18 protein-coding genes are annotated in these 23,498 nt (G+C 73.8%); all 18 read right to left on the bottom strand.

The window, feature by feature from the left end; translation table 11 throughout:
• Positions 1-88: 88 nt before the first annotated feature.
• The 18 genes from pyk to pafA all read right to left on the bottom strand — a co-directional run bounded on the left by pyk (position 89) and on the right by pafA (position 23,494).
• Positions 89-1,519 (bottom strand): pyruvate kinase, encoded by a 1,431-nt coding sequence (gene pyk / locus AC3WT4_RS16775; protein WP_021480418.1) that lies wholly within the window; start codon positions 1,517-1,519, stop codon positions 89-91.
• Positions 1,520-1,631: 112 nt separating this feature from the next.
• Positions 1,632-3,098, bottom strand: coding sequence for a glutamate synthase subunit beta (locus AC3WT4_RS16770; protein WP_108046872.1), 1,467 nt, complete (start codon positions 3,096-3,098; stop codon positions 1,632-1,634).
• Positions 3,091-7,674 carry a glutamate synthase large subunit gene (gene gltB, locus AC3WT4_RS16765; RefSeq protein WP_492315969.1) on the bottom strand — a complete coding sequence of 1,528 codons (4,584 nt, stop codon included), beginning with the start codon at positions 7,672-7,674 and terminating at the stop codon, positions 3,091-3,093. Before gltB ends, AC3WT4_RS16770 begins: the two co-directional genes overlap by 8 nt.
• A 138-nt stretch (positions 7,675-7,812) precedes the next feature.
• Positions 7,813-8,826 carry a prolipoprotein diacylglyceryl transferase gene (gene lgt, locus AC3WT4_RS16760; protein WP_074806739.1) on the bottom strand — a complete coding sequence of 338 codons (1,014 nt, stop codon included), beginning with the start codon at positions 8,824-8,826 and terminating at the stop codon, positions 7,813-7,815.
• Positions 8,823-9,719, bottom strand: a complete 897-nt coding sequence (gene trpA / locus AC3WT4_RS16755; RefSeq protein ID WP_074806742.1) for a tryptophan synthase subunit alpha — start codon at positions 9,717-9,719, stop codon at positions 8,823-8,825. Before trpA ends, lgt begins: the two co-directional genes overlap by 4 nt.
• The gene (gene trpB / locus AC3WT4_RS16750) at positions 9,716-10,972 is read right to left on the bottom strand and encodes a tryptophan synthase subunit beta (protein WP_492315973.1); all 1,257 of its coding nucleotides are present in this window, start codon (positions 10,970-10,972) and stop codon (positions 9,716-9,718) included. The genes trpA and trpB overlap by 4 nt, the downstream gene beginning before the upstream one ends.
• A gap of 139 nt (positions 10,973-11,111) precedes the next feature.
• Positions 11,112-11,924 (bottom strand): indole-3-glycerol phosphate synthase TrpC, encoded by an 813-nt coding sequence (gene trpC, locus AC3WT4_RS16745; RefSeq protein ID WP_074806749.1) that lies wholly within the window; start codon positions 11,922-11,924, stop codon positions 11,112-11,114.
• 185 nt (positions 11,925-12,109) lie between these two features.
• Entirely contained in the window at positions 12,110-12,541 is a 432-nt protein-coding gene (locus AC3WT4_RS16740) for a DUF2752 domain-containing protein (RefSeq protein ID WP_492315968.1), read from the bottom strand.
• A 12-nt stretch (positions 12,542-12,553) separates the two neighbouring features.
• Positions 12,554-13,087 (bottom strand): DUF4190 domain-containing protein, encoded by a 534-nt coding sequence (locus tag AC3WT4_RS16735; RefSeq protein WP_492315967.1) that lies wholly within the window; start codon positions 13,085-13,087, stop codon positions 12,554-12,556.
• Positions 13,084-13,359, bottom strand: coding sequence for an HGxxPAAW family protein (locus tag AC3WT4_RS16730; protein WP_228075274.1), 276 nt, complete (start codon positions 13,357-13,359; stop codon positions 13,084-13,086). Before AC3WT4_RS16730 ends, AC3WT4_RS16735 begins: the two co-directional genes overlap by 4 nt.
• 87 nt (positions 13,360-13,446) lie before the next feature.
• Positions 13,447-14,088, bottom strand: coding sequence for a Trp biosynthesis-associated membrane protein (locus tag AC3WT4_RS16725; protein WP_492315966.1), 642 nt, complete (start codon positions 14,086-14,088; stop codon positions 13,447-13,449).
• Positions 14,085-15,662, bottom strand: a complete 1,578-nt coding sequence (locus tag AC3WT4_RS16720; RefSeq protein WP_257419014.1) for an anthranilate synthase component I — start codon at positions 15,660-15,662, stop codon at positions 14,085-14,087. Before AC3WT4_RS16720 ends, AC3WT4_RS16725 begins: the two co-directional genes overlap by 4 nt.
• Positions 15,659-16,114: a phosphoribosyl-AMP cyclohydrolase gene (gene hisI / locus AC3WT4_RS16715; RefSeq protein ID WP_108046887.1), complete on the bottom strand. Its 456-nt coding sequence runs from the start codon at positions 16,112-16,114 to the stop codon at positions 15,659-15,661. Before hisI ends, AC3WT4_RS16720 begins: the two co-directional genes overlap by 4 nt.
• An 85-nt stretch (positions 16,115-16,199) precedes the next feature.
• Positions 16,200-18,092, bottom strand: a complete 1,893-nt coding sequence (locus AC3WT4_RS16710; RefSeq protein ID WP_492315965.1) for an ABC transporter ATP-binding protein — start codon at positions 18,090-18,092, stop codon at positions 16,200-16,202.
• A complete protein-coding gene (locus AC3WT4_RS16705; protein WP_492315972.1) occupies positions 18,089-19,996 on the bottom strand; it encodes an ABC transporter ATP-binding protein in 1,908 nt (635 codons plus the stop codon). Before AC3WT4_RS16705 ends, AC3WT4_RS16710 begins: the two co-directional genes overlap by 4 nt.
• Before the next feature lie 252 nt (positions 19,997-20,248).
• Entirely contained in the window at positions 20,249-21,019 is a 771-nt protein-coding gene (hisF, locus tag AC3WT4_RS16700; RefSeq protein WP_108046891.1) for an imidazole glycerol phosphate synthase subunit HisF, read from the bottom strand.
• Positions 21,016-22,119, bottom strand: coding sequence for an FKBP-type peptidyl-prolyl cis-trans isomerase (locus tag AC3WT4_RS16695; RefSeq protein WP_492315964.1), 1,104 nt, complete (start codon positions 22,117-22,119; stop codon positions 21,016-21,018). Before AC3WT4_RS16695 ends, hisF begins: the two co-directional genes overlap by 4 nt.
• Before the next feature lie 13 nt (positions 22,120-22,132).
• On the bottom strand, positions 22,133-23,494 hold the full coding sequence (gene pafA / locus AC3WT4_RS16690) for a Pup--protein ligase (RefSeq protein ID WP_074806769.1): 1,362 nt from the start codon (positions 23,492-23,494) through the stop codon (positions 22,133-22,135).
• Positions 23,495-23,498 lie beyond the last annotated feature (4 nt).

The following is a 23,498-nucleotide window of genomic DNA, read 5'->3' as shown; positions in this document are numbered from 1 at the left end:
AGTTGGCATCGTCGGCAGCGTCAGATGTGGAGAAGAGACAGCGCCCGGGTCGGGCGCGCGGCGTCAGCTCCGGTGAGAGCTCCGGACGTCAGTTCCGGGTGTCGGAGTGGTCGCCGATCTTGTGCACGAGGATCGAGTTCGTCGTGCCCGGCTGGCCCACGGGGGCGCCGGAGACGACGACCACGAGGTCGCCGACCTCGGCGAGGCCGTTGGCCTGCAGGGTCGTGTCGACCTGGCCGACCATCGCGTCGGTGTTCTCCACCTCGGGCACCTGGTACGTCTGGGTGCCCCACGTGAGCGACAGGACGTTGCGCACGTGCTCGCGCGGCGTGAACGCGAGCAGCGGGATGGACGAGCGCAGGCGCGACATGCGGCGCGCCGAGTCGCCCGACTGCGTGAACGTCGCGAGGTACTTCGCACCGAGGATCTCGCCGATCTCGGCCGCCGCGCGCGTGATGGCGCCACCGCGGGTGTGCGGGGTCGAGCCGAGCGGCGCGATGCGCTCGCGGCCCGCCTCCTCCGTCGCCTCGATGATCCGGGCCATCGTCTGGACCGTGAGGATCGGGTACTCGCCCACGCTCGTCTCGCCCGAGAGCATGACCGCGTCGGCGCCGTCGAGGACGGCGTTGGCGCAGTCGGACGCCTCGGCGCGCGTCGGGCGCGGCGAGTTCGTCATGGACTCGAGCACCTGGGTGGCGACGATGACGGGCTTCGCGTTGCGACGCGCGAGCTCGACGATGCGCTTCTGGACGAGCGGCACCTGCTCCAGCGGGAGCTCGACCGCGAGGTCGCCACGGGCGACCATCACGCCGTCGAACGCGTCGACGATCTCGGCGAGGTTCTCGACGGCCTGCGGCTTCTCGATCTTCGCGACGACGGGGACCGTGCGGCCCTCCTCGTCCATGATCCGCTTGACGTCCTCGAAGTCCTTCGCGGACCGCACGAACGACAGCGCGATGATGTCGGCGCCGAGCGCGAGGGCCCAGCGCAGGTCGTCCTGGTCCTTCTCGGAGAGCGCCGGCACGGAGACCGCGACGCCCGGGAGGTTCAGGCCCTTGTTGTTCGACACCGGGCCGGCGACCTCGACGCGCGTGACGACGCGCGGGCCCTCGACCGCGGTGACGCGGACGAGCACCTTGCCGTCGTCGATGAGGATCGGGTCGCCGACGCGGGCGTCGCCCGGCAGGCCCTTGTGCGTCGTGGAGACGAGCTCCTTGGTGCCGACGACGTCCTCGGTCGTGATCGTGAAGGTGTCACCCTCCTCGAGCCAGTGCTTCTCGTCTCCCGCGAAGCGGCCCAGACGGATCTTCGGCCCCTGGAGGTCGACGAGGACCGCCACGGAGCGGCCCGACTCGGCGGCGGCCTCGCGCACGCCGTGGTAGACGGCCGCGTGCTCCTCGGCGCTGCCGTGGCTGCGGTTGATCCGCGCCACGTCCATGCCCGCGTCGACGAGCGCGCGGAGCTGCTCCTTCGACTCGGTCGCGGGTCCGATGGTGCAGACGATCTTTGCTCTGCGCATATCTCCAGCCTCTAGTCTTCCGACCGGCCAGGGGCCGGTCGTCGCGGGGTGCCCCTCCCTAGGATGCCCCGCTCATCGTCCCGGCGCCGGACATCCGACGTCGGGGTGCACGTCAAGCGCGCAAGGACACGGTGTTCGCGCGCACGGGCGCGGGCAGCTCGGTCCCTCCCTGAAGGTAGGCGTCGACGGATGCCGCCGCCGCCCGCCCCTCGGCGATCGCCCACACGATCAACGACTGCCCACGACCGGCGTCGCCGGCCACGAAGACCCCGGGCAGCGACGACGCGAAGTCGTCGCCGCGCGCCACGAGGCCGCGCCCCGTGAGGTCCGCGCCCGTCTGGGTCGTGAGGGCAGCCGTCTCCGGCCCCGTGAAGCCCATCGCGACGAGCACGAGGTCCGCGGGGATCTCGCGCTCGGTGCCCTCCTTGGGCACGCGACGGCCGTCGGGCAGGTACTCGGTCTCCGCGACGCGCAGCGCGCGCACGGTCCCGTTCTCGTCACCCAGGAACGCGACGGTCGACGCGAGGAACTCTCGCTCGCCGCCCTCCTCGTGGGACGAGGACACCTCGAACACGATCGGGTCCGTGGGCCACGGCTGGGTCGCGGACCGCTCGAGCGGCGGCTGCTTGCCGATCGCGAGCGTCGTGACGCTCGCCGCGCCCTGGCGCAGCGAGGTGCCGAGGCAGTCCGAACCCGTGTCGCCACCACCGATGACGATGACGTGCTTGCCGGTGGCCGTGATCTGGTCGGGCACCTCGCGCCCGGCCACGACGGCGTTCGCCTGGTGCAGGAAGTCCATCGCGTAGTGGATGCCGCCCAGCTCGCGCCCCGGCACCGACAGGTCGCGCGGCACGGTCGCGCCGGTCGCGACCACGACGGCGTCGTACCGCGCCCGCAGGTCGTCCCACGTGATGTCGACGCCGATCTCGACGCCGGGGCGGAACCGCGTGCCCTCGGCCTCCATCTGCGCGACGCGACGGTCGATGTGGTGCTTCTCGAGCTTGAAGTCGGGGATGCCGTAGCGCAGCAGACCTCCGACGGCGTCGTCGCGCTCGTAGACCGCGACGGTGTGCCCGGCGCGCGTGAGCTGCTGCGCGGCGGCGAGCCCGGCGGGACCGGACCCGACGACCGCGACCGTGAAGCCCGTGAGCCGCTGGGGCACCTGCGGCGTGACGTACCCGCGCTCGAACGCCTCGTCGATGATCGAGACCTCGACGTTCTTGATCGTCACCGGCGGCTGGTTGATGCCGAGCACGCAGCTCGACTCGCACGGCGCCGGGCACACACGACCGGTGAACTCCGGGAAGTTGTTCGTCTCGTGGAGGCGGTCGATCGCGTCGGCCCACTGCTCGCGGTAGACGAGGTCGTTCCACTCGGGGATGAGGTTCCCGAGCGGGCAGCCCTGGTGGCAGAACGGGATGCCGCAGTCCATGCAGCGGCCCGCCTGCTCCTTGAGGAACGGCTGCCCCTCCTCGAGGTGCGCGTGCACGTCCTTCCAGTCCCGCAGGCGCACGGCCACCGGGCGGTTGGGCGGGAGCTCGCGCTCCCGCACCTTCAGGAATCCGCGGGGGTCAGCCACGGGCCACCTCCAAGATCTGGTCCCACACGCCCGGCGCGGCCGGGTCGAGACCGGCCGACTCGGCCTTCTCGAGCGCCGAGCGCATGCGGGCGAAGTCGGTCGGCAGCACGCGCGTGAAGCGCTGCACCGCCGTGGTGAAGTCCTCGAGCAGCTCGGCCGCGAGCGGCGAGCCGGTCTCCTCGTGGTGACGGCGGACGAGCTGCTCGACGAGCTCGACCTCGGCGTCCTCGAGCGGGCTCAGCCCGAGCTCGCCGGTCGCGAGCGCGCTCGTGTTCACGGCGCTCTCGCGCAGGTCGAGCACGTAGGCGGTCCCACCGGACATGCCGGCGCCGAAGTTGCGCCCGGTCGGGCCGAGCACGACGACCGTGCCGCCCGTCATGTACTCGCACCCGTGGTCGCCCACGCCTTCGACGACGAGCGTCGCACCGGAGTTGCGCACGCCGAAGCGCTCGCCCACCCGGCCGCGCAGGAAGATCTCGCCCGACGTCGCGCCGTAGCCGATGACGTTCCCGGCGACGACGTTGCTCGACCCCGTGAGGACCGCGTTGCGGTCCGGCCGCACGACGATCCGGCCGCCCGACAGGCCCTTGCCGACGTAGTCGTTCGCGTCGCCGAACAGGCGCAGCGTGACGCCGCGCGGGAGGAAGGCGCCGAGCGACTGGCCGGCGGACCCGGTGAGGGTGACGTCGATCGTGTCGTCCGGCAGGCCCTCGCCGCGGAAGCGCTTGGTCACCTCGTGGCCGAGCATCGTGCCGACCGTGCGGTTGACGTTGCGCACCGGCAGCGAGATCCGGACCGGCTCGCGCCGCTCGAGCGCGTCCTCGGCCAGCGCGACGAGCTGGTTGTCGAGCGCCTTCTCCAGGCCGTGGTCCTGCGTCGTGGTGTTCCGCAGCGACGCGCCCTCGACGGGGACGGGCTTCTCGAGGATGGGCGCGAGGTCGAGACCCTGCGCCTTCCAGTGGTCGATCGCCTGGCGCGTGTCGAGGTACTCGACGTGGCCGATCGCCTCCTCGATGCTCCGGAACCCGAGGCGCGCCAGGTACTCGCGCACCTCCTCCGCGATGAACTCGAAGAAGTTCACGACGAACTCCGGCTTGCCCGTGAACCGTGCCCGCAGCTCCGGGTTCTGCGTCGCGACGCCCACCGGGCACGTGTCCAGGTGGCACACGCGCATCATGACGCAGCCCGAGACGACCATCGGCGCGGTCGCGAAGCCGAACTCCTCGGCCCCGAGCAGCGCGGCCACGACGACGTCGCGCCCGGTCTTCATCTGCCCGTCGACCTGCACGACGATGCGGTCGCGCAGGTTGTTCAGCACGAGGGTCTGCTGCGTCTCGGCGAGGCCGATCTCCCACGGCGTGCCCGCGTGCTTGAGCGACGTGAGCGGGCTCGCGCCCGTGCCGCCGTCGTGACCCGAGATGAGGACGACGTCCGCGTGCGCCTTGGACACGCCCGTCGCGACCGTGCCGACGCCGAACTCGGAGACGAGCTTGACGTGGACGCGCGCCGCCGGGTTCGCGTTCTTCGCGTCGTGGATGAGCTGCGCGAGGTCCTCGATCGAGTAGATGTCGTGGTGCGGCGGCGGCGAGATGAGGCCGACGCCCGGCGTCGAGTGCCGGGTCTTCGCGACCCACGGGTACACCTTGTGGCCCGGGAGCTGACCGCCCTCGCCGGGCTTGGCGCCCTGGGCGAGCTTGATCTGGATGTCGTCGGCGTTCGTCAGGTACTCGCTCGTGACGCCGAAGCGTCCCGACGCGATCTGCTTGACCTTCGAGCGACGCTCCGGGTCGTACAGACGCTCCGGGTCCTCGCCGCCCTCGCCCGTGTTCGACCGGCCGCCGAGGCGGTTCATCGCGATCGCGAGGGTCTCGTGCGCCTCGGCCGAGATGGAGCCGTAGGACATCGCGCCGGTGTTGAAGCGCTTGACGATCTCGCTCACGGGCTCGACCTCGTCGAGCGGGACCGCCGGGCGCTCGCCCTCGCGGAGCTCGAGGAGGCCGCGCAGCGTCATGAGCCGCGAGGACTGCTCGTCCACGCGGTGCGTGTACTCGCGGAAGATGTCGAACCGGCGCTCGCGCGTCGAGTGCTGGAGCCGGAACACCGTCTCCGGGTCGAACAGGTGCTCCTCGCTGTCGCGGCGCCACTGGTACTCGCCGCCCGTGGTGAGGCGGACGTGCGGCCGGTGGTTGCCGGAGCGCGGGTAGGCGTCCACGTGGCGGGCCGCGACCTCGGCCGCGACGACGTCGAGCCCGATGCCGCTGAGACGCGACGTCGTGCCCGTGAAGAACGCCTGCACGAGGTCGTGCGACAGACCCACGGCCTCGAAGACCTGGGCGCCGCGGTACGAAGAGATGGTCGAGATGCCCATCTTGCTCATGACCTTGAGGACGCCCTTGCCGAGACCCTTGATGAGGTTCGCGACGGCCTTGGCCGGGTCGACCGCGAGGTAGCCGCGGCGCGCGAGGTCCTCGACGGTCTCCATGGCGAGGTAGGGGTTCACCGCGGCCGCGCCGTAGCCGATGAGGAGCGCGACGTGGTGCACCTCGCGCACGTCGCCCGCCTCGACGACGAGCGACACCTGCGTGCGCGTGTGGCGCCGCAGGAGGTGGTGGTGCACCGCGCTCGACAGCAGGAGCGACGGGATCGGCGCGTGCTCGGCGTCCGAGTCGCGGTCCGACAGCACGATGAAGCTCGCGCCGGCGGCGACGTGCGCGTCGACCTCGGCGAAGATCTCCTCGAGCCGGGCGAGCAGCGACTCGCCGCCGCCCGCGACGCGGTACAGGCCCTTGATCGTCACGGCGCGGAAGACGCCCGCGAGGTTCGGGTCCTTGTCGACGCGGATGATCTTCGCGAGCTGGTCGTTGTCGAGCACCGGGAACGGCAGCATGAGCTTGCGCGCGTGCTCCGGGGTGTCGACGAGCAGGTTCGGCTCGGGGCCGATCGCGCCGCCGATCGACGTGACGAGCTCCTCGCGGATCGCGTCCAGCGGCGGGTTCGTGACCTGCGCGAACATCTGCGTGAAGTAGTCGAAGAGCAGGCGCGGCCGCTTCGCGAGGACCGCGATGGGCGTGTCCGTGCCCATGGCGCCCAGCGGCTCGGCGCCCGTGTTGGCCATCGGCGTGAGGATGACCTTGAGCTCCTCCTGCGTGTACCCGAAGGCACGCTGGCGGCGCTCGACCGACGCGGGGCTGTGCGCGACGTGCTCGCGCTCGGGCAGCTGGTCGAGGTAGACCGCGTTCTCCGCGACCCACCGCGCGTACGGGCGCTGCGCGGCGAGCTGAGACTTGATCTCCTCGTCCTCGATGATCCGGCCCTGGCCGGTGTCGACGAGGAACATGCGGCCCGGCTCGAGGCGGCCCTTGCGGACGATCGTCGCCGGGTCGAGGTCGAGCACGCCCGCCTCGCTCGCGAGCACGACGAGGCCGTCCTCCGTGACCCAGTAGCGCCCGGGGCGCAGGCCGTTGCGGTCGAGGACCGCGCCGATGAGGGTGCCGTCGGTGAAGTTGAGGCACGCGGGGCCGTCCCACGGCTCCATGAGCGTCGAGTGGTACTCGTAGAACGCGCGCAGGTCCGGGTCCATCTCGGCGTGGTTCTCCCACGCCTCCGGGACCATCATGAGCACGGCGTGCGGCAGCGAGCGGCCCGACAGGTGCAGCAGCTCCAGCACCTCGTCGAAGCTCGCCGAGTCGCTGGAGCCGTCGGAGCAGACCGGCAGCAGCGGCGCGAGGTCGCCGAGGGCGTCGCTCGCGAGCGTGCCCTCGCGCGCGGCCATCCAGTTCCGGTTGCCGCGCACCGTGTTGATCTCGCCGTTGTGCGCGATCATCCGGAACGGCTGCGCGAGCGGCCAGGACGGGAACGTGTTCGTCGAGAACCGCGAGTGCACGAGCGCGATCTCGCTCGCGTACCGCGGGTCGGACAGGTCCGGGAAGAACGGCTCGAGCTGCGCCGTCGTGAGCATGCCCTTGTAGGTGAGCGTGCGGGCCGACAGCGACGCGAAGAAGAGACCGAGCTCGTTCTCCGCCCGCTTGCGCAGGCGGTAGGTCCGGCGGTCGAGGTCGACCCCGGCGAGCTCGCGCGACGGGTCGGCCACGACGACCTGACGGAACAGGGGCATCGACGCTCGGGCGCTCGGGCCGACGAGGTCGGCCGTCACGGGCACGTCGCGCCAGGCGAGGACCTCGAGCTTCTCCTCGGCGGCGATCGCCTCGACCGCGCGGGCGGTGGTCGCGGCCGTCTCGGGGTCCTGCGGGAGGAACGCCATGCCGATGGCGTAGTGCCCGGCGGGCGGGAGCTCGGCGTCGACCACGTCGCGCACGAAGGCGTCGGGGATCTGCGTGAGGATCCCCGCGCCGTCGCCGCTGTTCTCCTCGGCGCCGACCGCGCCGCGGTGGTCCAGGTTGAGCAGGGCCGTGAGCCCCGCGTCCACGATGTCGCGTCCGGGCGTGCCGCGGAGCGTCGCCACGAAGGCGACGCCGCACGCGTCGTGCTCGGCGGCGGGGTCGTACAGACCGGATGCCGTGGGAGGGGCGGACAGGGCGGGTGCCCGGTGCGCGTCCCGATACTGCGGCGTGGTCATCAACACCGTCCTCACAGGCGCCCGACCGAGACGGCCGGGCTGGTTCCAGCTGGGGGGTTCGGGACGTCGTCGGCCCTGGTGGACATGACGGAACCACCGGGCGGTCGCCCGGCGGATTCGCCGTTGAGTGACGGAGGCTCAGCGACCGGGGTCTGGTCGCGCGGCATCTGCCTGCTCGGACTCCTCCGAGTCGTCGGAGTCCGCGGTCTTCTCGGGGTCCGCGGCGTCGGTCGACTCCTCGACCGGCTCCGTGGGCTCCGTGGCGGGCGCCTCGCCCGGCGCGTCGAGGGACACCGTCTCCTCGCGCCCGGGGTGGCGACGCCCGACAACGATAAACGCTACCAACGCACCGACTCCGACCAGGATCGAGGTCCAGACGTTCAGCCGGAGACCGAGGACGAGCTCGGCCTCGTCGATGCGCAGCATCTCGATCCACACCCGACCGAGCGTGTAGACGAAGACGTAGAGCCAGAATACCCGACCATGACCGAGCCGGAACCGACGGTCCAGGTAGATCAGGAGCAGGGCAGCGGCGATGTTCCAGACCATCTCGTAGAGGAACGTCGGGTGGAACAGCGTGCCCGGCGGGTAGCCGGCCGCGGCGGCGACCGAGTCGTCGACCCGCAGGCCCCAGGGCAGCGTCGTGGGCGAGCCGAACAGCTCCTGGTTGAACCAGTTGCCGAGGCGGCCCACGGCCTGCGCGAGCAGCAGGCCGGGGGCGAGCGCGTCCGCGAACGCCGGGAAGCTCACGCGCTGGCGCCGGCACCCGATGTACGCGCCGACGGCACCGAGCGCGACCGCGCCCCAGATGCCGAGGCCGCCCTCCCACACGTACAGCGCGCGGACGGGATCCCCGTTCGGGCCCCAGTACGGGTCGGGCGTCGAGAAGACGTGGTAGAGCCGCCCGCCGACGATCCCGAACGGGACCGCCCAGAAGGCGATCTCCAGGACGTCGTCGGCCTCTCCCCCGCGCTCGACCCAGCGGCGGCGCGTGAGCCACAGGGCGACGCCGATCCCGGCGAGGATCGCGAGCGCGTAGGCGCGGATCGGGAACGGACCGAGGTACCAGGTGTGCTGGGGCGGGCTCGGGATCGCGGCGGGCAGGGCTCCCGCCGCCTCCACGAGCTGCCCGACGGCGAGCGCGGCGCTCATGCGACCACCCCGCCGGGCGTCGTCGTCCCGGGTTCCGCGGCGCGGGCGGAGCGCACCCCGGCGGCCAGCGAGGCCGCGACCGTGCGGAGCGCGGCGAGCCGCTCGTCCCACGGCGCGTCGCCCAGCAGGGGTCGGACGAACGCCGAGCCGACGATGACGCCGTCGGCGTAGCGCGCGACCTCCGCGGCCTGCTCGGCCGTGGAGACGCCGAGGCCGACGCACACGAGGTCGGCGCCCGCCGCCCGCGTGTCGGCGACGAGCCGTGCGGCCTGGGGCCCGACGGCGGCACGCACGCCCGTGACGCCCATCGTGGAGGCGGCGTAGACGAAGCCGCGCGACGCGCGCGCCGTGAGCTGCAGGCGCTCCGGCGTCGAGCTCGGCGCGACGAGGAACACGCGGTCGAGACCGTGCGCCTCGGCGGCGTCCAGCCAGTCGCGGCCCTCGTCGGGGACGAGGTCGGCCGTGATGAGGCCGGCTCCCCCGGCCGCGGCGAGGTCGCGCGCGAACGCGTCGACGCCGTAGCGCAGCACGGGGTTCCAGTACGTCATGACGAGCACCGGCACGCGCCCGCCCGTGCGCTCCGTGACGGCCGCGACGACGCGGAAGACGTCGGCGACGCGCGCGCCGCCGTCGAGCGCCGCCTGAGCAGCGGCCTGGATGACCGGGCCGTCCATGACGGGGTCCGTGTAGGGGATGCCGAGCTCGAGCACGTCGACGCCCGACTCGACGAGCGCGAGCGCCGCCTCGACGGAGCGCTCGACCGTCGGGAACCCGACGGGCAGGTAGCCGACGAGCCCCGCGCGTCCCTCCGCGCGCAGCTCGAGCAGGCGACGCGCGGTAGCCGACGCCGTCGCTGGCGCCCCGGGTGCGTCCTGGGTCTGGGCGGCGCTCACAGCTGTCCCTCCGTGCCCGTCGCCGTCTCGGCGATCGCGTCGTCGTCCACGAGGTCGAACCACCGGGCGGCGGTCGCCACGTCCTTGTCCCCGCGCCCCGAGAGGTTCACCAGGATCACGTGGTCCGTGCGGCCCGCGGCCACGGCCTCGCGCCCGATCCGCAGCGCGCCCGCGAGGGCGTGGGCCGACTCGATCGCGGGGATGATCCCCTCCGTGCGGCACAGCAGGCGGAAGGCGTCCATCGCCTCGGAGTCGGTCACGGGCAGGTACGTCGCGCGCCCGAGGTCGTGGAGCCACGAGTGGGCCGGGCCGACGCTCGGGTAGTCGAGGCCCGCGGACACCGAGTGGCTCGGCAGCGTCTGTCCGTCCTCGTCCTGGAGGAGGTACGAGCGCGCGCCGTGCAGGACGCCCGGCGCACCGCCGCTGAAGCGTGCCGCGTGCCGGCCCGTCTCGATGCCCTCGCCGCCCGCCTCGAAGCCGAAGAGCTCCACGCCCTCGTCGTCGAGGAAGGCGTTGAAGAGCCCGAGCGCGTTCGAGCCGCCGCCCACGCACGCCGCGAGCGCGTCGGGCAGGCGCCCGATCCGGTCGAGGATCTGCGTGCGCGCCTCCTCGCCGATGACGCGGTGGAACTCGCGCACCATCTCGGGGAACGGGTGCGGCCCGGTCACGGTGCCCAGCAGGTAGTGCGTCGTGTCGACGTTGGCGACCCAGTCGCGCAGCGCCTCGTTGATCGCGTCCTTGAGGGTGCGCTGGCCGATCGTCACGGGGACGACCTCGGCGCCGAGCAGGCGCATGCGCGCGACGTTCAGCGCCTGACGTCGCGTGTCCTCCTCGCCCATGTAGACGACGCACTCGAGGTCGAGCAGGGCCGCGGCCGTCGCCGTCGCGACGCCGTGCTGGCCCGCGCCCGTCTCGGCGATCACGCGCTTCTTGCCCATGCGCTTCACGAGCAGCGCCTGGCCGAGGACGTTGTTGATCTTGTGCGAGCCCGTGTGGTTGAGGTCCTCGCGCTTGAGGAACACGCGCGAGCCCCCGGCGTGCTCCGCGAAGCGCGGCACCTCCGTGAGCGGGCTCGGGCGGCCCGTGTACTCGCGCTGCAGGCGCGCGAGCTCCGTGACGAACGCCGGGTCGTCGAGCGCCTTGCGGTACTCGGTCTCGAGCTCGTCGAGCGCGGCGACGAGCGCCTCGGGCACGAAGCGCCCGCCGAACTCGCCGAAGTAGGGACCCTCCTGGGTCGCGAGGGAGCGCGTCAGGTCGGCACGGACGGAGTGCGCGTCGCTCCGCGGGCTGGTCGATGGTGTCGAGTCGGGCACGGGGCCGGTCCTCCTGGATGGTGGGGTGTGCTGGGCCGGGGCGCGGCGCCTGTGACGTGACGGACGGTGCCGTCGTGCCTCAGGGCCGCACGGACCACAGCGACGGGTGCGACCCGGCCGCGACGAGGTCGGCGACGGAGGCGCGCGGCGCGTCGTCGGTCACGAGCGCCTCGCCGACGAGCACCGCGTGCGCGCCGGACCGGGCGTAGTCCATGACGTCGTGGGGGCCGCGCACGCCGGACTCGGCCACACGGACGACCTCGTCGGGGATCGCGGGCGCGAGACGCGCGAAGGTCGTGCGGTCGACGTCGAGCGTCTTGAGGTCGCGCGAGTTCACGCCGACGACCCGGGCCCCGGCGTCGAGCGCGCGCGTCACCTCGTCGAGCGTGTGGACCTCGACGAGCGCGGTCATCCCGAGCGAGTGCACACGCTCGACGAGCGACGTCAGCACCGTCTGCTCGAGCGCGGCGACGATGAGGAGCACGATGTCCGCGCCGTGCGCGCGCGCCTCCCACACCTGGTACGGCGTCACGACGAAGTCCTTGCGGAGCACGGGGACGTCGACCCGCGCCCGGACGGCGTCGAGGTCCGCGAGGCTCCCGTTGAACCGCCGCTGCTCGGTGAGCACCGAGATCGCGGCGGCGCCGCCCTTCTCGTACTCCCCCGCGAGCTCGGCCGGGTCGGAGATGGACGCGAGCGCGCCCTTGCTGGGGCTCGACCGCTTCACCTCGGCGATGACGGCCACGGCGTCGTCCGCCTTGAGGCGGCTCACGCACTCGAGCGCACCGGGGACGCGGGCGGCTCGTTCCTTGAGCTCGTCGAGCGAGGTCGTCGCCTGGCGTGCCGCGAGGTCCTCGCGCACACCCGCGACGATGTCGTCCAGCACCGTCATCGTCCCACCACTCCCCGTGTCGTCCGCCCCCTGCCGGGCCGGTCGGCCGGCGTGCACCCACAGGTTCGGGCCGACCCGTTGACAGGGAGGTACCTGCCATCGTAGAGCCGCCCCCGAGTGACGATGACCACGGCCCAGCCCCCGAGACGCGCGCGGCGCGGCAGCTCGTGGTCGCGGCCGTCGGCTCAGGCGGCCACCGGACCGAGCCACGGGACGAGGGCGGGCACGTTGCGCAGCACCCCGAAGAGCACGAGCACGGCGAGCGACGTCCACGCCACCCACGCCGGCACGCGCGGTCCGGGACGCCCGCGCCAGGCGCGCACGAGCCACAGGCCCCACAGCACGACGAGCAGCGGGGCGACGACGACCCACAGCGGGTTCATGGACCACGCCGCGGCCAGGTCGAGGTGCACCAGCTCGTGGGTCGCGCGCAGGCCTCCGCACCCGGGGCACGCGAGGCCCGTCAGGGCGAGCAGCGGGCACGTGACGTAGTGGCCGGGGCGGTTCGGGTCGACGGCGCCCACGTAGGCGGTCGCGGCGGCGACGAGCGCGCCCACGGCGAGCGGGGCCACGGCCTCGCGCGGCACCCGCCGTCGGCCCACCGCCTCGGAGGTCACGTGACCGTCCCGTCAGTACTGGTCGGGGATCGTGCCGACCCAGGCGAGGACGGCGGGGAAGAACACCAGCAGGAGCAGCAGGCCGAGCGCGGACAGGCCGATCGCGACCCAGCCGAGGATGATCCCCGCCGTCGCCATGCCGTCGTTGTCCGCCTGACCCTCCGCGACGGCACGCTTCGCCGCGTTGCCCACGATCACCGCGGGGATGCCCGTGAAGAAGCCGCAGCTGAGCACGAACGCGGCGATGCCCAGGACGAGCGACCAGATCGCGAGGTTGTTCTTCGGGTAGTACGGCGGCGGCGCGTAGGCGCTCGCCGGGTACTGCTGTCCGGGGTACTGCTGGCCGGGGTACTGCTGGCCCGGGTACGCCTGCTGCGGCTGGCCGGGGTACGGCTGGCCGGGCTGCTGCTGCCCGGGGTAGCCCTGGTCGGGCCCCTGCGGGCCGGGGTGCTGCGGGCCGCCGGGCACCGACGAGCCGTACGGCGCCTGCGACCCGTCCTGCGGGGGCGTGCCGTCGTGCGGTCCCGGTCCCGGCGGCTGGGTCACCGCGCGTCCTGCTTCTTCTGCCCGTAGCCCATGTTGCGGAGCACGAGGCCGCCGACGAGCGCCACGGCCACGACGCCCATGCCGACCCAGAACAGCCAGACAGCGGCGACCACGACACCGATCGCGGCCACGAGGGCGCCGACCATGATGCCGATCATGGTGAACCACGCGGCGACGGTGTGGCCGTGGTTCGTGGGCGGTGCCGCGGGCGGCAGGTAGGCGATCTCGGTGGTCTGCTGGTTCTCGGCCATGAGGGTCGTGCCTTTCGTCAAGATGTGGTCAGAGCCTATCGGACCGGGCCGGGGCCCGTCCCGTCGCGGGGCGCGGGGCGCACGTCGCGTCGGACACGTCCGCGCTGCTCAGCGGTCCGTCGGGTCCTCGCCGCGGGAGAGCGCGTCCCACGCGTCGTGGTCGGAGACGTCGTCGACGTCGCTGGGGCCCGCCGCACCCGGGGCCTCGGGCCCCCCGCCCACCGGTGTGCCGGCTGCCGTCGCGGGCGCCGCCCCGGCCCGCTCGTGCCGGGTCGAGGCGCCTGCCCACGACCGTGCGCCGAGGGCGACCCACACCACGACGAGCACCGTGAGCACACCGAGCACGGCCGCCGCCCAGGGCGCCGCGGTGAGCTCGACGGGTGCGGTCAGCTCCGTCACGCCCGTCGCCTCGGCCACCGCCGACCGGGCGGTCGGCTCCGGGTCGATCGCGACGCTCAGGGCGGAGACCGTGGCGACGACGCCGCTCGCCGCCGCGACCGCCAGGACGACCCACCGGCCGACCCGCCCCACGAGACCGAGCGCGAGCGCGGCCGCGACGAGAACGAGCGCGGCCGCGCTCACGCCGGGTGCGGCCGACGTGCCGGCCACCGCGACGTCGACCTGCGGGTCCAGCGCGGTGGCACCCGTCGTCCGCAGCCACGTGGGCACGGCCGCCGCGAGGGTCGCGCCACCGAGGAGCAGCAGGACCCAGATGGCCCTGCGGCGGGCCGGGCCGCCCGGGCGGCTCACGCGAGCCCCCGCAGCCGCGCCGCGACCTGCACGGCGCGGACCGCCGCAGCCGCCTTGTTGCGCGACTCCGCGTACTCGAGCGCGGGCACGGAGTCGGCGACGATCCCGCCCCCGGCCTGGACGCTCGCGCGCCCGTCGCGGATCAGCGCCGTGCGGATGGCGATCGCCATGTCCATGTTCCCGTCGAAGTCGAAGTACCCGGCCGTCCCACCGTAGATCCCGCGCGAGGCGGGCTCGAGCTCGTCGATGAGGGCGATCGCGCGCGGCTTGGGCGCGCCCGAGAGCGTCCCCGCGGGGAACGTGGCCCGGAAGGCGTCGAGCGCCGTCGCGCCGTCGCGCAGCGTGCCGACGACCGTCGAGCACAGGTGCATGATGTGGCTGAACCGCTTGGTCGCCAGGAACTCCACGACCTCGACCGACGTCGGCTCGCAGACCTTGACGAGGTCGTTGCGCGAGAGGTCGACGAGCATGATGTGCTCCGCGAGCTCCTTGGGGTCCTCGCGCAGCTCCTCCCCGAGCGCGACGTCCTCCTCGGGCGTCGCGCCGCGCGGCCGCGAGCCCGCGATGGGGAACGTCGTGACCCGCCCGTCCTCGACCTTGACCAGCGTCTCCGGGCTCGACCCGACGACCGCGAAGTCGCGCCCGTCGGCGTCCGTGAGCTGGAAGTAGTACATGTACGGGCTCGGGTTGATCGTGCGCAGCGCCCGGTAGACGTCCAGCGGGTCCGCCGGGCAGTCGAGGTCCAGGCGCTGGGAGAGGACGACCTGGAAGACCTCGCCCTCGCGGATCGCGTCCTTGCCCGCCACGACGGACGCCTCGAACTCGTCGCGCGTCGAGCGGAACTCCAGCTCGGGCTCGATGGCCTCCGCGGCCACGACCGACGCGACGTGCGCACCGCCCGCGACGAGGCGCGCCTGCATCGCGTCGAGGCGCCGCACCGCGTCGGCGTACGCCTCGTCGACCCGCTCGTCCGTGTCGTCGAAGTTGATCGCGTTCGCCACGAGCCACACGCTGCCCTCCGCGTGGTCGACGACCGCGAGGTCCGTCGCGAGGCACAGCGTGAGCTCCGGGACGCCCAGCTCGTCGGGCGCGTGCGACGGCAGCGTCGGTTCCCAGTGCCGGATGACGTCCCACCCGATCGCCCCGGCGAGCCCGCCCGTGAGCGGCGGGAGGCCGTCGACCGCGGGCGTGCGCAGCACGTCGAGCGTCGCCTCCAGCACGTCGACCACGTCGCCCTCGCGCGGTACCCCGGCGGGCACGTCGCCCGACCACACCGCACGGCCGTCGCGTGCCGTGAGGGTCGCGCGGGACGCGACGCCGACGAACGAGTACCGGGCCCAGCGCCCGTCCGACTCCGCGGACTCGAGCACGAACGTGCCCGGGCGCCCCTGCGCGAGCGTGCGGTAGAGCCCGACGGGCGTGACGTCGTCGGCCAGGAGGCGCCGCACGACCGGGACGACCCGGCGGGAGCGGGCGAGGGCGCGGAAGCCGTCGAGCACGGGCCACGTCGTGCCCCAGGCGGGCCCGCCCGCGGGGACGGTGGTGGTGCCGGCCGGGTCGACGGTCGTGCTCACTGGTTCTCCTCCTCGGGGTCCGGTCCGGGGGCAGCGCCCGGGGCACCGGGCGCGGACGGCAGCTCGCCGACGACGGCGCCCAGGTCTCCCCCGGCCTCGAAGCACGTGCGCGTGCCCGTGTGGCACGCGGCGCCGACCTGGTGCACGCGCACCAGGAGCGCGTCGCCGTCACAGTCGAGCGCGACCGAGCGCACCACCTGGACGTGACCCGACGTGTCGCCCTTGCGCCAGTACTCCTGGCGCGACCGGCTCCAGAACGTCACCCGCCCGGTCGTCAGGGTGCGGTGGAGCGCCTCGTCGTCCATCCAGCCGAGCATGAGCACCTCGCCGGTGTCGTGCTGCTGGACGATCGCGGCGACCAGTCCGGCGTCGTCGCGCTTGAGCCGCGCGGCGACCTCGGGGTCGAGCGCGGACGGGGTCGTGGTCTGCGGGCCGGTCGTGGAGTCGGGCACCCGAGAATCCTGCCAGACGCCGGGCCGCCGCCGGTCCCCCGTCTCGCCCGACCGGGCGTGACGTCGGTCGCCCGGCCAGGGCGGGTCAGCGGGTCTGGGAGACCCAGGCGTCGTGCATGCGGGCGTAGACCCCGCCCGCGCGGGCGAGGTCGTCGTGGTGGCCCACCTCGACGACGTGGCCGGCGTCGACGACGACGACCAGGTCGGCCGCCTCCGCCGTGGAGAGGCGGTGGGCGATCGTCAGCGTCGACCGGCCCGCGGTGAGCGACGCGAGCGCCCGCGCGATCCGGACCTCCGTCGCCGGGTCGACGGCGGACGTCGCCTCGTCGAGGACCAGCAGGTCCGCCTCGGCCAGGTACGCCCGCACGAGCGCGACGAGCTGCCGCTCGCCCGCGGAGAGGGACTCGCCACGCTGCCCGACCGAGGAGTCGAGCCCGTCCGGGAGGTCCGCGACCCAGTCGGTGAGGCCGAGCCGCTCGACGGCCGCCTCGATCCGGGCGCGACGCGCGGCCGCCGGCTCCTCCTCGGCGGCACCGCGGAGCCCGTAGGCGACGTTGTCGGCGAGCGTCCCGTCGAAGAGGAAGCCCTCCTGCGGCACGAGCACGACGCGCTCGCGCAGGGACGCGACCGACAGGTCCCGCAGGTCGGTGCCGTCCAGGAGGACGCGTCCGCCCGTCGGGTCCATGAGCCGCGTGACGAGCTTCGCGATCGTCGTCTTGCCCGAGCCGGTCGCGCCGACGACGGCGACCGACGCACGCGCCGGGAGGTCGAGGTCGACGCCGTGCAGCACCTCGGGCCCGTCGGGATAGGCGAACCGGACGTCCTCGAGACGCACGTGGGCCGGGCCGCGCGGGCTGCGCACGCCGTCGGCGCCCTTGTCGACGACCTCGACCGGCGTCTCGAGGACGGCGAGGACGCGGCGCCAGCCCGCCACCGCGTTCTGCAGCTCGTTGAGGATCTCCGTCGCCATCTGGACCGGGCCGGTGAAGAGCTGGACGAGGAACAGGAAGGCGAGGAGCTGGCCCACCGAGATGTCGCCCGCCACACCGAGCAGCGAGCCGACGACCACGACGACCGCGAGCACGAGGTTCGCCACGAGCACGCCGCTCGAGAAGACGACGGCGACCAGCTTCTGCGCCCGGACCATCGCGCGCCGGGTCGCGTCGACCGCGGCGTCGACCCGACGCGCCGTCCGCGCCCCGGCGCCGTACGCGCGGATGGTCTCCGCACCGACGACGGACTCCGAGATGGCGCCGAGCATCGCGCCGACCCGCGCGCGGACCTGGGTGTACGCGTCGTTGACCCGCGCCTGCGCGGGGCGCAGGACGACGAACAGCGGCACGAAGCACGCCCACACCACGAGCGTGAGCTGCCACGAGTAGACCGCCATGAGCACCGTCGCGACGCCGATCTGGAGCACCGAGACGAGCAGCATGATGCCGCCCCACTGCACGAACAGCGAGATCGTGTCGACGTCGCTCGTGACGCGCGAGACGAGCGACCCCCGTCGCTCGGAGTTCTGCGTGAGGACCGACAGGTCGTGCACGTGGCGGAACGCGCGCACGCGCAGCGCGGCGAGGCCGGCCTCCGTCGACCGGAACAGGCGCACGTTGACGAGGGCCGAGCACAGCCCGGCGAGGACGAGGATCCCGGCGGCCACGCCGACGAGCACCGCGACGCGCGTGGTGTCCGGACCGCCGTCGGCGAGCACGCCCGTGTCGATGGTCTGCTGCACGGTCACGGGCACGACGACCCGGCCCAGCGCGGCGGCGACGGCGAGTCCGAGGGTCACCCAGATGCCGGTGAGGATCTGCGGCGACACCTGCACGCCGCGACGCAGCGTCGCGAGGACGCCCAGGGAGCTCGCCGAGGCGATGCGCGCGTCGCCGGTGCGGACGTCCGCGGCACCGTCGTCGACGGCGGCACCCGGGTCCCGGCGGGACTTCCGCCCGGGTCGGGTGGTGGTGGTCCGGGTCATTCCTCCAGCGCCCCCGTCTCGACGTGCCGCACGACGTCGTCCTCCTCCGTCTCCTCCTGCCGCGCGAGGTCGTCCTCGCGGCGGCCCTCACGGACCTGCTCGTCCTCGCCCGCGTCGCGGACGGAGTCGTCCGTGGCGTCGGCGCGCTCGTGCTCGCGGCGCTCCGCCTCGCGCGCGTACGCGGTCGCGAGCTCGCGGTACCCGGGGTCGCGGGCGAGCAGCTCGTCGTGCGTGCCGACGTCCACCACCCGCCCGGACTCCACGTGCACGACGACGTCCGCGAGCGCGACGCTCGACATGCGGTAGGCGACCATGACGACCGTCGGGCGGTCGTCGCCGCCCCGCGCGACGCCCGCGAGGATCTCCTGCTCGACCCGTGGGTCGACGGCCGAGGTCGCGTCGTCGAGGACGAGCAGGCGCGGCCGCCGGACGAGCGCCCGCGCGATCGCGAGACGCTGGCGCTGGCCACCGGACAGGTTGGCCCCCCGCTCCCCGAGCGGGGCGTCGAGACCCTCCGGGAGCCGCTCGACGACGTCGTCCACGCGCGCGAGGCGCAGCGCCGCCCAGACCTCCGCGTCGTCCGGGCCGGGGTCGCCCTCGTCGACGAGCGTGACGTTGGCGCGCACCGTGTCCTCGAACACGAAGGCCTGCTGCGCGACGAGGGCGACCTGCGTCGTGAGGTCCGCCTCGCGCACGTCCCGCACGTCGGTGCCGTCGAGGAGCACGCGCCCGCGCGTCGGGTCCGAGAGCCGCGCGAGGAGCGAGACGAGCGTCGTCTTGCCGGCACCCGTCGGGCCGACGACGGCGACCGTCGTCCCCGGCGCGACGGTCAGGTCCACGCCGTCGAGCAGCGTGAGCTCGCGGCCGCCCGCCCGGACGTCGACCCCGACGCCCTCGAGCCGCACGCCCAGCCCGGCACCGGACCCGGTCAGGGCCGTGGTCCCGGGGCGCAGCACGCCGCCCGCGTCGACGACGCGGCTGATGCGCTCGTACCCGACGAGCGCGCGCGGGAGCTCGCCGAGGACCCAGCCGAACGCGCGGACCGGCACGGCCATCACGGTCAGCAGGTACGCGGCGGTGATGATGTCGCCCGGCGCGACGTCGCCCGCGGTGAGGCGCACCGTCCCCACGCCGAGCACGAGGAGCGTGCCGAGCGACGGCAGGAGCTCGATGACGGGGTCGAAGAACGCCCGCACGACGCCGACCCGCACGTTCGCGGCGCGCAGCTCGTCGGTGCGCTCGGCGAAGCGGCGCTCCTCGCGGTCCGCGGTGCCGAGCGACGTGACGAGGAGCGCGGCCTCGAAGCTCTCGTGCGCGACGTCCGAGACCTCGGCGCGCAGCTGCTGCGCCCGCGTGATGGCCGGCGACATGTAGCGCTGGAACACGATGTTCACGGCGACGGCGACGGGGATGACGACGAGCGCCGCGCACGCGAGCCAGACGTCCACCCGGAAGAGCATCACCGCGGCGACGCCGATCATGACGACGACGCCCAGCGCGAACGGCAGCGGGTTGAAGACGCCCGTCGCGGCCTCGACGTCGGAGTTCGCGTTCGAGAGCAGCTGCCCGGCCGGGTGCGAGCGGTGCCACGACATCGGCAGGCGCAGGTACTGGCGGGTCACCGCGGTGCGGTGGCGCGCCTGCAGCGCGGCGTACCCGTTGCCCGCGAAGATGCGCCGCGCGGCGACGCTCACCGCGAGCGAGAGCGCGATGCCGGCCAGCACGAGGCCCGCGACCCAGATGCGGCTCCGTGCGGCCGCGTCGCCGGCGAGCGCGGGCACCACGACCTCGTCGGTGACCCTGCCGACCGCGCTGCTCACGGCGACGGTCAGCGCGCCGAACAGCGCGGAGGACCCGATCGCCAGCACGTACGTGCGCGGCTCGTCGCGGATGCCGCGCCCCATGAGCGCGAGCGAGCGGCGGACGCGGGAGCCGGTGAGGGCGTGCGGCCGCCGGACCGACGGCTCGGCGGGGAGCCGGTCGCGGGGCTGGTCGTGCCGGGCGGCGGTGGCCGGCGGGTCGGTCGGGGCGGGCGGGGCGTCGGCGCCGGTGGGGCGCGTCCTGCTGCCGGGCACGGGACGGTCCTCGTCTTTCGTTCAGGGGGTGGCCCGATCCTCTCACGGGCTCCCGACACCGCCGCCGGGCGTCCGCGCCGGTCAGCGCACCTGCACGCCCTGCGCCCGCATCGCGTCCTTCACCTGGCCGACGGTGAGGGCGCCGAAGTGGAAGACGCTCGCGGCGAGCACCGCGTCCGCCCCGGCGCGCGCCGCCGCCACGAAGTGCTCGGGCGTGCCCGCGCCGCCGCTCGCGATCAGGGGCACCCGCACCTCGGAGCGCACCGCGGCGAGCATCTCGAGGTCGAACCCGGCGGTCGTGCCGTCCGCGTCCATCGAGTTGAGCAGGATCTCCCCGGCGCCCAGCCCCGCGGCGCGGGACGCCCACTCCACGGCGTCGATCCCCGTGCCGCGCCGCCCGCCGTGGGTCGTCACCTCGTAGCCGGACTCCGTCCGCACGTCGCCGGTCGTGCGGCGCGCGTCCACCGAGAGCACGAGCACCTGGCTCCCGAAGCGGTCCGCGATCTCCGCGATGAGCTCCGGGCGGGCGATCGCCGCCGTGTTCACGCCGACCTTGTCCGCGCCCGCACGCAGGAGGCGGTCCACGTCGTCCGCCGAACGGACCCCGCCACCGACCGTGAGCGGGACGAAGACCTGCTCGGCGGTGCGGCGCACGACGTCGTACGTCGTCTCCCGGTTGCCGGACGACGCGGAGACGTCGAGGAACGTCAGCTCGTCGGCACCCTCCGTGTCGTAGCGGGCGGCGAGCTCGACGGGGTCACCCGCGTCCCGCAGGTTCTCGAAGTTCACGCCCTTGACGACGCGTCCCGCGTCGACGTCGAGGCACGGGATCACGCGGATCGCGACGGTCATGGGGACTCTCCTCGGTCGGCCGGCGCTCCGCCGGTCGTGTCGGTGCCGGTCGTGTCGGTGCCGGTCGTGTCGGTGCCGGTCGTGTCGGTGCCGGTCGTGGTGCCGGTCGTGTCGTCGGCCGTGCCGGTGCCGCCCTCGCCGTCGGGCGTGCTCCCCTCGGTCACGGGGAACTGGGCGTCGAGGATGTCGACGACGTAGACCAACGTCTCGCCGGCCAGCGGGTTGGCGGTCGCGCCGTAGGCGAGGTCGGGCGGCACGACGAGGAGCACCTGGCTCCCCACCGACTGCTCGAGGAGCCCCTGCTCCCAGCCCTCGATGACCTCGCCGATGCCGATCATCACCGACAGGGGCGCGGTCCCCTCCGTCCACGTCGAGTCGAAGACCTCGCCGTCGGACCAGCGCACGCCCGTGTACCGGACGGTGACCACCTGACCGACCTCGACCTGACGGCCGTCGCCGCGGACGAGCGGCTGCACCACGAGGCCTGCGGGCGCCGCCGCCTCCGACGGGACGGCGACGCTCGGCGCGCCCTCCGCGTCGAGCGTGACGGTGGGCAGCCCGTCGATCGGCTCGACCGCCTCCCCGGACGCGCGCGTCGGCAGGACGTCGACGACCAGGGCGACGGGGACGCCGTCGTCCACCTCGAGGCGCAGGAGGCGCGCCCCCACGCGCTGCCCGCGCAGGAGGTCGCGCAGCTCGCGGCCGACCGACTCGTCGGTCAGGGTGCGCCAGCGCGGCGCGTCCGTGTACGTGTTCTGCAGGACGGTGCCGTCGCGCAGGTCCTCCGCGTAGAGGTTGAGCAGCAGCGGCCCGCCGTCCACGAGCTCGGCGCCGGCGCCCGGCCACACCACCTCGGACGACGCGTCGGGCACGTCGAGCGGCGCGCGGTACTCGAGCGCCGGGGGCGCGCCGGACGAGCCGGCGACCGTGAGGTCGGTGTTGAGCGGCGTCTCCGTCGCGTCCTCGGGCTCCGTGCACGCACCGAGCACGACGGCGGCGAGGAGCGCCACGAGCAGCACGAGCACGGCCCGGGACGCGGGCGCACGACGAGCGCGCCGGACGCCCGGAGGGCGCCCGGCCGCGAGGGCCAGGTTCGTCACATCACGTCCTGCATCACATCGACTCGATGAGGCGCTCCACGCGCTCGTCGACGTTCCGGAACGGGTCCTTGCACAGCACGGTGCGCTGCGCCTGGTCGTTGAGCTTGAGGTGCACCCAGTCCACCGTGTAGTCGCGGCGGGCCTCCTGGGCGGCGCGCACGAAGTCGCCGCGCAGCTTGGCTCGCGTGGTCTGCGGGGGCACGGCCGTCGACTCGAACACCTCGAGGTCGGTGGTGACCCGCTCGACCATGCCGCGCGCCGCGAGCAGGTTGTACAGCCCCTCGGTGCGCGAGATGTCGTGGTAGGCGAGGTCGAGGCGCGCGATCCGCGGGTCGTCGAGCTCGAGACCGTGCTTGGCCTGGTAGCGCTGGATCAGGCGGTACTTGATGACCCAGTCCAGCTCCCGGTCGACGAGCGAGAGGTCGCCCGTCTCGAGGGCGCGCAGCCCGCGCTCCCACAGGTCGAGCACCTGCTTGACGACCGGCGTCGGCGAGACGTCCTGCTCGACGAACTCGCGCACCCGCTGGAGGTACTCCCCCTGGAGGTCGATCGCGGTGACCGTCCGGCCGCTCGCCAGCTGGACGGGGTGCTTGCCCGTCATGTCGTGGCTGATCTCGCGGATCGACCGGATGGGGTTCTCGAGCGCCAGGTCCCGCATCGGGACCCCCGCCTCCACCATCCGCAGGATGAGGTCGGTCGAGCCGACCTTGAGCATGGTCGTCGTCTCCGCCATCGAGGAGTCGCCGACGATGACGTGCAGGCGGCGGTAGCTCTCGGCGTCGGCGTGCGGCTCGTCGCGCGTGTTGATGATCGGGCGCGACCTGGTCGTCGCGCTCGACACCGCCTCCCAGATGTGGTCGGCGCGCTGGGACAGGCAGTACACGGCACCGCGCGGAGTCGCGAGGACCTTGCCGGCGCCCGTGAGGACCTGGCGCGTGATGAGGAACGGCACGAGGACGTCCGACAGGCGAGCGAAGTCGCCCTGCCGTCGCACGAGGTAGTTCTCGTGGCAGCCGTACGAGTTGCCCGCCGAGTCGGTGTTGTTCTTGAACAGGTGGATCCGGCCGGGCAGGCCCTCGTGCTCGAGCCGCTGCTGCGCGTCCGCGACGAGGCCCTCGAGGATCCGCTCGCCGCCGCGGTCGTACGCGACGAGCTGGCGGACGTCGTCGCACTCGGCCGTCGCGTACTCGGGGTGCGAGCCGACGTCGAGGTACAGCCGGGAGCCGTTGCGCAGGAACACGTTCGACGAGCGGCCCCAGGCGACCACCTTGCGGAACAGGTACCGGGCGACCTCGTCCGCCGAGAGCCCGCGCCCGTCGTCGGACGCGCACGTCACGCCGTACTCGGTCTCCAGCCCGAAGATCCTGCGGTCCATGCGG

It is taken from the genome of Cellulosimicrobium sp. EB106-03-01-XG111, assembly GCF_058792115.1.
The sequence above is the reverse complement of the archived record's forward strand: the minus strand, read 5'-3'. Positions and strand labels throughout refer to the sequence as shown.